Origin of the sequence: Bradyrhizobium sp. F1.4.3 (genome assembly GCF_040548375.1) — a bacterium.
Taxonomy (GTDB): Bacteria; Pseudomonadota; Alphaproteobacteria; order Rhizobiales; family Xanthobacteraceae; genus Bradyrhizobium.
Window position 1 is genome coordinate 975,482 of record NZ_JBEPRN010000002.1, and the last position, 12,282, is coordinate 987,763.

General features: G+C 62.4%; 9 protein-coding genes and 1 pseudogene. 8 read left to right on the forward strand and 2 right to left on the reverse strand.

The annotated features are described in order from the left end of the window. The first annotated feature begins 149 nt into the window (after positions 1-149). The 5 genes from ABIB73_RS12045 (at position 150) to ABIB73_RS12065 (ending at position 8,283) form a co-directional block, all read left to right on the forward strand. Positions 150-4,472: a strawberry notch-like NTP hydrolase domain-containing protein gene (locus tag ABIB73_RS12045; RefSeq protein WP_354224213.1), complete on the forward strand. Its 4,323-nt coding sequence runs from the start codon at positions 150-152 to the stop codon at positions 4,470-4,472. Then, complete coding sequence (locus ABIB73_RS12050; protein ID WP_354224215.1) at positions 4,472-5,533, forward strand: DUF7146 domain-containing protein; 1,062 nt, start codon at positions 4,472-4,474, stop codon at positions 5,531-5,533. The genes ABIB73_RS12045 and ABIB73_RS12050 overlap by 1 nt, the downstream gene beginning before the upstream one ends. A gap of 330 nt (positions 5,534-5,863) precedes the next feature. Beyond that, positions 5,864-6,787, forward strand: a complete 924-nt coding sequence (locus ABIB73_RS12055; RefSeq protein ID WP_354224216.1) for a DUF2493 domain-containing protein — start codon at positions 5,864-5,866, stop codon at positions 6,785-6,787. A gap of 141 nt (positions 6,788-6,928) precedes the next feature. After that, complete coding sequence (locus ABIB73_RS12060) at positions 6,929-7,408, forward strand: hypothetical protein (protein WP_317242995.1); 480 nt, start codon at positions 6,929-6,931, stop codon at positions 7,406-7,408. Positions 7,409-7,962: 554 nt separating this feature from the next. Next, positions 7,963-8,283 (forward strand): DUF736 domain-containing protein, encoded by a 321-nt coding sequence (locus ABIB73_RS12065; protein ID WP_259219296.1) that lies wholly within the window; start codon positions 7,963-7,965, stop codon positions 8,281-8,283. A 180-nt stretch (positions 8,284-8,463) separates the two neighbouring features. Here ABIB73_RS12065 and ABIB73_RS37590 read toward each other — a convergent pair. Then, a pseudogene (locus ABIB73_RS37590) lies at positions 8,464-8,668 on the reverse strand (helix-turn-helix domain-containing protein); the annotation flags it as partial. Between the two features lie 1,060 nt (positions 8,669-9,728). Between ABIB73_RS37590 and ABIB73_RS12070 the strand changes: the two are divergent. Further along, positions 9,729-10,544, forward strand: coding sequence for a ferredoxin--NADP reductase (locus tag ABIB73_RS12070; RefSeq protein ID WP_354224219.1), 816 nt, complete (start codon positions 9,729-9,731; stop codon positions 10,542-10,544). Positions 10,545-11,064: 520 nt separating this feature from the next. Here the strand turns inward: ABIB73_RS12070 and ABIB73_RS12075 are convergent. Further along, entirely contained in the window at positions 11,065-11,346 is a 282-nt protein-coding gene (locus ABIB73_RS12075; RefSeq protein WP_148778165.1) for a helix-turn-helix domain-containing protein, read from the reverse strand. Positions 11,347-11,453: 107 nt separating this feature from the next. Here ABIB73_RS12075 and ABIB73_RS12080 point away from each other — a divergent pair, with 107 nt between their 5' ends. Both ABIB73_RS12080 and ABIB73_RS12085 read left to right on the forward strand, forming a co-directional pair. Continuing rightward, positions 11,454-11,732: a DNA -binding domain-containing protein gene (locus ABIB73_RS12080; RefSeq protein WP_354224221.1), complete on the forward strand. Its 279-nt coding sequence runs from the start codon at positions 11,454-11,456 to the stop codon at positions 11,730-11,732. A gap of 158 nt (positions 11,733-11,890) precedes the next feature. Continuing rightward, positions 11,891-12,073 (forward strand): transcriptional regulator domain-containing protein, encoded by a 183-nt coding sequence (locus ABIB73_RS12085; protein WP_354224223.1) that lies wholly within the window; start codon positions 11,891-11,893, stop codon positions 12,071-12,073. Positions 12,074-12,282 lie beyond the last annotated feature (209 nt).

Consider the following 12,282-nt stretch of genomic DNA (forward strand, 5'->3'; position numbering starts at 1 on the left):
CTGCTCGGGGACCGGCGTGCCGCGCCGGTCCCCATTTTTATGGAGGAGGACTGAGAGGGAGAGTCGGGCCGGGAAGGGTTTGAGCCGTCGGGTCTTAAGGAGAGCGCCTGATGGTTCGATCCATTCCTGCTCTCCGAAAGCACCCTGCCATGACCGAATCTCTCGCCGGCGGCGCTGCCGCCGCGCCGCTCTCGATGCGCGCCGCTGCAACTCTCACCTCCGCCGCCGTCAAGGCCGCCCGACAGCTAGTGACCGATCTCGAGCGTGGCCGGCGCATAGATGCCGCTGTCCTGCGCGGCGCCATGGAAGCTGGCTTCGGCGCTTCCGACGCCGCTGGCGCCTGGAACTGGAAGACCGCCTATGATGTCTGCGAGGCGGCAACCGTTCTGTTCCTTCGCAAGTTTGGCCCGGCTATCCGTGTCAAGGCCGGCTCGACGGCCGCGATGCTGCCGATGCTCGCGAGGATCGCGCGCTGTCTGCCGACCCACACGCGGCGCTCCGAGGACAGCCAAGCCCTTCAACAATTCTCGACGCCCATCCCGCTTGGGTTCGCCGCATGCACAGCGGCCGGCGTCACGCCGTCCGACCGGGTTTTGGAGCCCTCCGCGGGGACCGGCTTGCTCGCCATCTTTGCCGAGCTCGCCGGCGGCGGCTTGGTATTGAACGAGCTGGCCGAGACCCGCGCGGCGTTGCTCGACCAACTGTTTCCCAACGTTGAGGTCACGCGGTTCGACGCCGCCCAGATCGACGATCACCTCGATGCGGGTGTCGTACCGAGCGTCGTCCTGATGAACCCGCCGTTCTCGGCATTGGCGAACGTCGATCGGCGGATGGCGGACGCGGCTGTCCGGCATATCGCATCAGCCTTGGCGCGGCTTTGCGACGGCGGGCGTCTGGTCGCCATCACCGGCGCGAGCCTTGCGCCGGACAATGCGGCATGGCGAGATGCCTTCGTTCGCCTCCAGCACCGCGGGCGGGTGGTGTTTTCTGCCGCCATCGACGGCGCGGTCTACGCGAAACACGGAACGCAGACCGATACACGGCTGCTTGTGATCGACAAGCAGCCTGCCGCAGAACCGAAGGTCTTTCCCGCTTCACCCGGCATGGCAAGCGATCTCGCTACCTTGCTTGACTGGGTGACCCAGCATGTGCCTCCGAGGCTGCCTGTTGCCACCCCCGTCGTGGTCGACGACATCAGGCGCCCCGCGACGCTGCGGCCGGTCAGCGCCTTTGCGCCACGCCCACCGTCCCCATCGGGAGATGGCGCGCCACAGGGCGTCGAACTTACCTATGAGACGGTCGAGTGGATGCCTCCGGACGGCGCCCGGCTCACCGATGCGCTTTATGAGGAATACGCGCTGCAGACGATCCGTATTCCGCACGCGCATGCGCATCCGACCAAGCTCGTCCAGTCCGCAGCGATGGCCTCGGTCGCGCCGCCGAAGCCGTCGCACCGGCCACATCTGCCGGCCACTGTCGTGGCTGATGGCATCCTGTCCGACGCCCAACTTGAAAGCGTCATCTATGCAGGCGAGGCCCATTCCGAGTTTCTTGCGGGATGCTGGGCGGTCGATGCGACCTTTGACGTTGTGGCGGTCGCACGCGACGATGCAGAAAATGCTGTCCGCTTTAGGCGCGGCTGGTTCCTGGGGGACGGCACCGGCGCGGGCAAGGGCCGGCAGGTCGCAGGCATCCTTGTCGACAATTGGCTCAAGGGCCGCCGCCGCGCGGTCTGGATCAGCAAGTCCGACAAGTTGATCGAAGATGCGCAGCGCGACTGGTCCGCGCTAGGCATGGAGCGGCTGCTCGTGACGCCGCTGTCTCGGTTTCGTCAGGGCACTCCGATCAGGCTTTCGGAAGGCGTCCTTTTTACCACCTACGCTACGCTGCGCACCGATGAACGCAGCGAGAAGCTTTCGCGCGTGCGGCAGATCGTTGAATGGTTGGGCTCCGACTTCGACGGAGTGATTGTCTTCGACGAGAGCCACGCGATGCAGAACGCGGCGGGCCAGAACGGCGAGCGCGGCGATCAGGCGGCCTCCCAGCAGGGGCGCGCGGGCCTGAGGCTCCAGCACGCCTTGCCGAATGCCCGCGTCGTCTATGTCTCCGTAACCGGCGCCACCACAGTGCACAACCTCGCCTACGCCCAGCGGTTGGGCTTGTGGGGCGGCGACGACTTCTCGTTTGCGACCCGCGCCGAGTTCGTCGAGGCGATCGAGGAGGGTGGCGTGGCGGCGATGGAGGTGCTGGCGCGCGACCTCAAGGCGCTCGGCCTCTATGCGGCCCGCTCGCTCTCTTACGAGGGCGTCGCGTACGAGCTCGTCGAGCACCAGCTCACGCCCGAGCAGATTCGGATCTACGACGCGTACGCCGGAGCGTTCGGCGTCATCCATAACAACCTCGACGCGGCAATGCGGGCCGCCAACATCACGGGCGAGACCGGTACGCTGAACGGCCAGGCCAAATCGGCCGCGCGATCCGCCTTCGAGAGCGCCAAGCAGCGCTTCTTTGGCCACCTCCTGACTTCGATGAAGACGCCATCGTTGATCCGCTCGATCGAACGCGATCTTGACGCCGGCCATGCCGCCGTCATCCAGATCGTCTCGACGGGCGAGGCGCTGATGGGGCGCCGGCTTGCTGAGATACCAACGGAGGACTGGGGCGACGTCCAGGTCGACATCACCCCACGCGAATATGTCCTCGATTATCTCGCCCATTCCTTTCCGGTCCAGCTCTACGAGCCCTTCACGGACTCGGAGGGCAACCTCTGCTCGCGGCCTGTTTATCGCGATGGGCAGCCGGTCGAGAGCCGCGAGGCGGTAGCCCGCCGCGACCGCCTCATCGAGAAGCTTGCCTCGCTGCCGCCGGTGCCAGGCGCGCTGGACCAGGTGGTCCAGCGTTTCGGCACTGATCTGGTCGCGGAGGTGACCGGCCGCTCACGTCGCATCGTTCGCAGGGGCGACCGGTTGGTGGTCGAAAACCGGGCCGGTTCGGCCAACCTCGCCGAGACCTCAGCCTTCATGGATGACGTCAAGCGGATCCTCGTGTTCTCCGACGCGGGCGGCACAGGGAGGAGCTACCATGCCGAGCTATCGGCACGGAATCGACGCCTCCGCGTCCATTACCTGCTCGAGCCCGGCTGGAAGGCGGACGCCGCAATCCAGGGGCTCGGCCGCACCAACCGGACCAACCAGGCGCAGCCGCCGCTGTTTCGCCCGATCGCTACCGACGTGAAGGCCGAAAAGCGCTTTCTCAGCACCATTGCCCGTCGGCTCGACACGTTGGGAGCGATCACGCGCGGCCAGCGCCAGACCGGAGGCCAAGGGCTGTTCCGGCCCGAGGACAATCTCGAAAGTCAGTACGGCCGGGACGCGTTGCGCCAACTCTACACGCTGCTCGCGCGCGGCAAGGTCGAGGGCTGCTCGCTCGAGAGGTTCGAGGATGCGACCGGCCTGAAGCTCACGGATCCCAATGGGCTCAGGGATGACCTGCCGCCGATCACGACGTTCCTGAACAGGTTGCTGGCGCTCACGATCGATCTTCAGAATATCCTGTTCACCGTCTTCGAGCAGCTGTTGACGGCTCGGATCGACGGCGCGGTCGCGTCGGGCACCTATGACGTCGGGCTGGAAACGCTTCGCGCCGAGAGCTTTTTCGTCACCGACCGGCGCACGATCTATGTCCATCCGGGCACCGGTGCCGAGACCCGGCTGCTCACGATCACCCAGCGCCTGCGCAACCATCCTGTGGGTCTGGATGACGCTCTTGCTCGCGTCTCCGATCGCAACGCTGTCCTGCTGATCAATGAGCGCTCGGGACGAGCCGCTGTGCAGCTCGCGGCTCCGAGCTTCATGCTTGATGACGGCGAGATCGAGCGGCGCGTCCGCCTGATCCGGCCGATAGAGCAGCACAGCGTTCCCTTGAAGATGATGGTGGAAAGCCATTGGGTCGAGGCCAACCGCGAACGCTTCGCCGCGGCCTGGCTGGCGGAGCTTGCCGACGTGCCCGAGTTCACGGAAAGCACGATCCACGTCGTGGCCGGCTTGCTGCTGCCCATCTGGAAGCGGCTGCCGAACGAGTCGACCCGGGTCTATCGGCTGCAGACCGACGCGGGCGAGCGGATCATCGGCCGCAAGGTCTCGGCGACCTGGGTCGCGAACGCCCTTGCGGCTGACGCGCCGGCGTTGACGCCGGACGCTGCCTTTGCCGCACTCGTGGAGGGACGGACCGTCCTCGAGCTTGCGGAAGGGCTCCAGCTTCGCCGCGTCCGCGTAATGGGCGCATACCGCATCGAACTGTCTGGGTTCAACGACACGATGCGCGACCGTTTGCGGGCCTACGGCCTCTTTGGAGAGATCATCTCCTGGAAGCTGCGCATGTTCGTGCCTACGGACGCGAGCGGCGTCGAGATCCTGTCGCAGGTGCTCGACACCTATCCGGTCGCGCGCATCGCTGAGCGGGAGGCCGCGTGATGTCCCGCGATGCTTCCGAACTGGCCCGCCGCCTCGCGCGCGATGCGGAGGCGGTGTGCCGACACTATCTCTCCAATGGCAAGCGGGCAGGGCGGTACTGGGTGGTCGGCGACGTGCACAACACCCCGGGCCGCTCGCTATTTGTGCGGCTCCAGGAATCGCCGAAGGGGCCGGCGGGCAAGTGGTCCGATGCCGCAACAGGAGAACATGGCGATCTCCTCGACGTCATCCGTGAAAGCCTGGGACTGCGCGACTTCCGCGAAGTCGCCGAGGAGGCAAGACGCTTTTTGAAACTGCCTCGCGATGAACCGGAGCTCGTCCGAAGGACTGTTGGTCCGGCAGTACCGGCCGGATCGCAAAAGGCCGCCCGTCGGCTCTTTGCGATATCCGGCCCGATCGAGGGGACCGTGGCCGAGGCATATTTGCAGCGTCGCGGCATAGCCCGCGTGCACCATGGTGGCAGTCTGCGTTTCCATCCGCGCTGCTTTTATCGGCCCGATGAACACCTGCCGACCGAGACCTGGCCGGCGATGATCGCCTGCGTCACGGACCTTGATGGACGGATCACTGGCGTGCACCGCACATGGCTCGATCCGGATGGCTTTGATCGCATTCGGCTGGGCAAAGCGCCGATCGATACGCCACGACGCGCGATGGGCGATCTCCTCGGCAACGCGGTTCGCTTAGGCGTGGTGGACGACGTGCTCGCTGCCGGCGAGGGTATTGAGACCATGCTGTCGTTGCGCTGCGTGCTGCCGACTATGCCAATGGCGGCTGCGCTTTCGGCCAATCACCTTTCGGCAATGTTGTTGCCCTCGAGCCTGCGTCGGCTCTATATCGCCCGCGACGCCGATGCCGCCGGCGATGCGGTGCAAGCTATTCTCAGCCAGCGCGCAGCAGACGCCGGCATTGAAGCGATCGCGCTGTCGCCCCGGTTGGGCGACTTCAACGAAGATCTGCATGTCTTCGGCCTCGACGCGCTCCGAGCAGCATTGCGGCTTCAGCTCGTGCCAGAGGATGTCGTTCGCTTTCTGCATTCGTCGACGGTGGCCGCGGAATAGCTCCTGGTCTCCGATCGACGTTGTATCGGCCGGTCATAGGCGAGGCCAATACCGGAAGAGAACGCGACCTCGGCCTTCTAGAGGGCGATCGGACGGCAAGCGGCCCGGGCCGGCAATGGCTGCGTCCGGCTATTTTCCGCCGCGCGCCAGCGATGTGAAGACACATCATGCGTTTGGCCGCGCGCTTTGCATCGCGAAGCAAAATAGCCGGCCTCCGCCATCCTCCGCTGCCGCTTCGGCCCTTCGGGTTCTGGCCCGTTCCGCCTGCCGTCAGAGGATCGCCACGAAGGCCGCGATGGTCGCGGCCGATCCGGCAAAGGACCCCTTCTCATGACCGACCATGACGACATCGAACCGCCGCACGCCTCTTCTTCAACCGACCACGTCCTCACCGAATTACAGCTCTTCGGCTACCGTCCCTTCGACGACCATCCCGATCCACGGCCGCTTCCGGAGGGCAAGATCATCACCGGCGCTGTCGCCGATATCTTCGACGCCCTGGTTGCGACCCTCAACGACACGCGGCTTGAACCGGACCTTGACGATTTGCTCTGGTCGACCGTCAATCTGTTCCATCGTGCCGTCGACCGCATCGAACGGCAGCTCGACGACAACGAGCAAGCGCAGCATAAGAGCCAGCGTGAGCAGAACGGCTCGGAAGTGCGATCGGTCGAACTCGAGCGCTTCACCGCCGAAGGCATCACCCTGATCGAGCGCCGCAATTGCCTGGAACTGTTCCGGGATCAGGCCATCGAGCGGTTTGAGCTCCACACCGGTTCGTCCTGGCGTCCTCGGTCGGGATCATTAGTCAATCACCGCTCGCTGACCGCAGCAATGATCGACTCCCGTGACTTCATCGCAGCCAAGCGTCGCGCCGAGACTGAGGTCATGTTGCCGCCGGGGCCGAAGATCGCACTCACCGGTGGACTCGACTTCAATGACCACCACCTCATCTGGGATCGCCTCGACAAGGTTCATGTCAAGCACCCCGCCATGGTCCTGCTCCATGGCGGCTCCCCGAAAGGCGCTGAACTGATCGCCTCGAAATGGGCGACGAGCCGCAAGGTGCCACAGATCGCTTTCAAGCCCGACTGGACGAAGCACGCGAAGGCTGCGCCGTTCAAGCGCAACGATGCACTCCTCGAGCTGCTGCCGATCGGCATCATGCATTTCCCGGGCACGGGAATCCAGGACAACCTCGCCGACAAGGCGAAGCGGCTCGGCATCCCCGTCTGGAGCTTCGGCGGCGCGTGAGCGCCGTCGTGCTTGACATCGAGACAACCAAGCCGGAGTTGCACGCCGCAACTCCGCCTCGTTTCGATTTTACCTCCGAAACTGCGCCGTGGTGGTGGTGGAAGGCGCGACCGGTACATCTATGCACATGGAGCCACCACCATGCTCGCGCTTGGGCTTGTTCTCAACACACTCGGCATTGGCTTATTCTGCTGGGCGATCTTTGCGCTCGCGGTGTACGCTTTGCCGTTTTTCGTCGCACTCAGCGTCGGAATGCTGGCATTTCATGACGGTGCCGGGGTCGTCGGTGCGCTGCTTATCGGATTGGCCTCCGGCGCACTGGCGCTTGCTGTCGGTCAGGTCGCCGTCGCGGTTAGTCGGGTCCGGACCTTGCGCGTCGCGATCGCAACCGCGTTCGCGGTCCCTGCGGCAATCGCTGGCTATCATGTGGTGTTTGCCCTCTCGCAGATCGGGGTGCCTTCGCTGGCTTGGCGCGAGGCCTTCGCTTGCGGAGGTGCGGTTTGCATCGGCGGCACGGCGTGGACGCGCTTGACCGTTTTCGCGGAGACCCGCCCGTCGGAGTCGGTCGGGGTGGCGGAGAATGCGCCTCAACCAGTTCTCACAGCCGCCACGCAAGAGTGATGAGGCATCGTCGCCATCATCGGTCGAAGGTCGCACAGGGCGCCACGTTGAACGAGGGGTCGTCGAGCATGAGTGAGAAGTAACAGGGCTTCTCCTCGGAGCGCTTTAAGCAAGCCTACCAATCTATGTCTGGCCCACATGGCTGCGGAGGAGCGGCACGCCGCGCTCGATCATTCCTTCCGGGACCGATACCGCCCTTTGCGGCAGATTGTTTCTCTTTCTGCGCCGAACCGTACCGACCTCTTGTTCAGCGCAACCGAGATTCGCCAGACTTCTCCTCAAGATTGCGGTTCAGCACGCAGACCACGTGGCCTCTTTGATGGCTTGATCTGGCCGAAGACCGGCTGCGCCTCGATCGTCTGAGCCGCAACGCCGTTGATGCGACTTTCTTCCCCTGGGCTTCGCCCATTCCTCGCGAGACAAGAAAGTCGCCACAACGACGTCCTCCGCTGCGCTCCGGCCCGCGAGCGGGTGCGTCGCCGATCGTCTTCGGCCTCTAGATCGCCATCGAGGCCGCGGTGGTCGCGGGCTCGAAACACAACAGGAGAAGTGACATGGCTAACATCGGTTCTTTCAAGAAAGTCGGCAACGATTTCCAGGGCGAGATCATCACCCTGAGCTTGCAGGCCAAGGGCGTCCGCATCGTCGCTGAGGCCAATCGCTCCAACGAGAACGCGCCCAGCCACCGCATCTACGTGGGTAGGGCGGAGATCGGGGCGGCCTGGTCGAAGCGCTCCGACGAGGGCCGTGATTACCTCTCGCTCAAGCTCGACGATCCGTCCTTCAACGCTCCGATCTACGCGAACCTGTTCGATGACGAAGGCGGCGAGGGCTACACCCTGCTCTGGTCGCGGCCGCGCAAGAACGGGGAGTGAGGCTCGCTCTAACCCCCGCCCGAGTTGATCGGGCGGGGTCCCTTTGGAACCTAAAGCCGCAATCATCAATGGCGCAGTCGATTTTTTATGATTTTCGCATTTTAGAGCGCGCGGTGCCGCTACCGATTCTGCGTGGCCATAAAGTCGCTCTTGCAGCAGTGCTATTTCTTCTTGGAACGTGGGCTTCGCTGGCTTGCGGCCGTTAGGCAAAGTCTTGGATGTCGTCGCTCCTCTGCATGGCTGAACATCGACTTCAGATAAAAGAACACCCAGCGTCTCGGCCAGCCGGTCGAGAAGATCAATGTCGGGTTCCCAGATTGCCTCTCAAGGCCACCCATATATGAGCGGTCAAGCCGGCATCGTACGCAAGTTGCTCTTGCTGCATCGGAGCCTTGCCGAGCCGGGTGCGGAGCGCGTCTGCCTCACATGTCGACGCCGCGGCGCTATCGCTTGCTGACCTTGCATTGGACAGCCGACAGGCACCCACGATTGGTATGCTGTAGTACGCAGTCAGGGACTGCAACGCCACCTTTGGCTCAAAGAAGCGCCGCAGCTAGGGAAGGATTCTGTTCCGTGGAACTGGCGCTCGATGCAGACTTTGAAGTCCGTGCCAATACCTCTCTTGTTTCCGCTTCGCCTCTTTGGCTTAAGAGGAGGCTGAGGCAGCACGTTCTGTATCGGACCGAACACGTGGCGCGCTAACCATAGACGGTCGGGACCCTTCGGAAGCAGGTGGATCGCTATCGCGTGAAACCCATCGAAGAAGGCACCCGGATGCAGGATTTAAGCGTGAACATGCGGCTCATTGCATTAATCAACATTACAATATTGTTACGGTCAGCCCAGAGCAATTACATGCTCTCGGAGAGAGCATGTTCGGCGACCGTTACCTCGGCGAAGCTCGCAGCTTCGATCCTCTTTGGGAGCTTTTTCCAGTAGTGCAACAGCGCGCAGATTGGTTCTAAGCGAGATGGCAGGGGCTTTGTACGAAACGCACCCATCTGAAGCCGAGACGCCACACTCACGTGCGAAACAAGATTGTCCGTTCGCTACGTGCCGTGTTTGTCGAAGCAAAGGCTCCCAAATTTGCCATGCCTCTGCGCGAGGTGGGCACGAACACTCGGCAGGGAGTGAGCTGGCCAAGTCAGCCTGCCGGCGTGGCGTGAACTACGAGAAAAGTTCATGTGAGCGGCGCTGCCGGCGGGCTGAACGAGTAGAGGGTTGGAGTTCTTTGTGAATTGGCAGCGGCCGGGTTGATCGCTACAGGCGGGGCACAGGCCGATCTTCCAAGGCGAAAGCAGTTGAGTGCGTGAAGCTATCGGTCCGACGGGATCGAGAGCCTCGTCTGGTGCTTGTAGTATGATCCTTCGGAAAATCGGTGAAAACTTTGCGCTAACGCGGTCCTGCAGGTCCGGATCATGCTCTGCTTTCGCGGGAGCGGTGGGATGAGTATTTTCGACCAAGAAAGCGTACTGAGCGTCCATCACTGGACCGACAATCTCTTCAGCTTCACGGCGACGCGGAATCCGTCGTTCTGCTTCCGCAGCGGCGAATTCACCAGGATTGGCTTCAAGATCGACGAGAACCCGCTGCTGCGTGCCCGCAGCCTCGCCAGCGCCCATTACGAGGACCGGCTGGAATTTTTCTCGATTAAAGTGCCGGATGCTCCCTTAACCTCGCGTCTGCAGCATCTGAAGGAGGGTGACGAGATCATCGTCAGCCGCGAGGCGACGGGGACGCTGGTCATCGATAACCTGGAGGACGGGCGCAATCTCTATCTGATCAGCACCGGCACCGGGCTTGCGCCGTTCCTGAGCGTGATCAAGGATCCCGAGACCTATCTACGATTCGAGAATGTCGTACTGCTGCATGGCTGCCGCCGCGTTGCCGAGCTCGCCTATGGCGAGATGATCGCGGAAAAACTGCCGAGCGACGAGCTGGTCGGCGACTTCGTGCGCTACCAGCTGATCTATTATCCGACCGTGACGCGCGACAGCTTCTGCAACCGCGGCCGGATCACCGACCTGATCGAGTCAGGCAAGCTGTTTACCGAAATCGAGCTGCCGGAACTGGAGCCGCAGCATGACCGCGTCATGATCTGTGGTAGCCCCGCGCTGGTGCGCGATGCCCGCGAGCTATTGGCAGCGAAGGGCTTTGTCGAAGGCGATCGCGGCGCGCCGGCGCAATTCGTGTTTGAAAAGGAGTTCGCTGAACGCAATACTTTGAGCTCTTCTCGGAAAAGGGGTCTACATGAACCATGACGGTAAGTAAGAATCGCCATGAAGCCTCTGCAATAACAGACGAACGGCGCGAGCTGGAGCGCTGCAAGCAAGAGATCCTCCGTCTCTCACAACTGTGTATATTTCTCAAACGGCAGCTTGTGCAGCTTTCTGAAATCGTCTTACGCAATGTCGTAAAGAGCGCCGAGGGCGGAAAATCGGAGCGTTCCTGAGTCTCTGAGCGACGCCGAAGTAGCGCGGTGTTTCCCAGCAGCGTGGCTCCTTGGTTTTGGGCGGCGGGAGCAGCCCCGCCCTTGTGCTCCATGGGGGAGGGGCCCTCAAATTTTCAGTCGGAAGCGCGGTTATGGCACGACAATCAGGATGAGAGCGCGTCTTACCCTGATCGCCACCGCTCAGCCCGAACTGCTCGGGCGGGGCTCGCTCTTGGAGAAAAGCCGACTGAGCAAAGCTGCAGCTGGACCGGCTTGGTCGAATTGATTATTTCACTCCTTTAAGACAACACTTGCGTGGCGCTTGTCGCGTGGCTTGAACTCGCCCAATGCTATTGCTTCTTGGAACGTGGACGCGCTGACTTGCGACCCTTAGGCAACGTCTTGGGTGTCGCCGCTCCCTTGGGTGGCTGAACAAAGAACTCAGATAAATGAACACCCAGCGTTTCGGCGAGCCGGTCGAGAAGATCAATTGTCGGATTCTCAGATTGCCGCTCAAGGCCGCTCATATATGAGCGGTCAATCCCGGCATCGTAGGCCAGTTGCTCTTGCGGAATGCCGCGATCCACGCGAATCCGGCGCACATTCCAGGCCACGAGCGCACGAGCTTTCATGCGCTCAAACAGCCATTAGGCAGACCATCAAACCACTGGCTATAACCGAACTATTTTGGTAAGTTTCGCTTACAATACAGATTAGCGAAGTGCGCGCATAAGCCTACATGACGAAGCCACCGTTAGATCCCAATGTCGCGGATGTCGCGCCGCATGAGCCGGTGTTGACGACCTATGACGAGCAGCATCTCGTGACGTATTGGCGACTTCTTGATGCCGAAGCCGATGGCGCGGATTGGAAAGAAGTGACCCGGATCGTGTTGCACATCGATCCGGGTCGTGAACCGGCCCGCGCCCGCAATGCGTTTGATAGTCATCTGGCCCGAGCAAAATGGATGGCAGACCACGGCTACCGCGAGTTGCTTCGCGGCGGCACGCCTAAATAGCAAAATCTGTCACGAAGGATTCGCACTCGAGAACAGATTTCCCCGCTGACGCGTGATCGCCTGCAGGCATCACGCAATGCATAATTGGCGACTTCCCCAACAATCCCAAGCTTCATAGACATTGCGCCGCAATCGACTTAAAGCAGGGGATCAAAGCAATGTCCGAGTTCGACTGGCGCTCACCGGAGGCGTATCAGCACGCTATCAAGTCTGGCGAGATGACGGATTTCGCCTGGGAGTCACTGCGGCGCAGCCCCAACTATCGAGCTTCCTATCGTGAAAATCGGTCGCAGATGACCTCCGAATTCCGAAGGAGATGGGGCGTCTGCTTTCGCTCATGACCCGCAGGGGTCCTTTTACCAACAGACAATCTTCTGGGCACCTGAGGCGTTGCCGACGGTGGTGCCGGTCGTTCGCAGCGCGTCCGGCTCAACAGCGGTCGGCGCGGGGCTACAGCTTGCCGACCTTTCATCGGGCGCCATCAGACAGGCATCTGACGGCTGGCATGCCGTATTGCGCCTTCAAGGGGCACAACATCATCTCTGGCTGA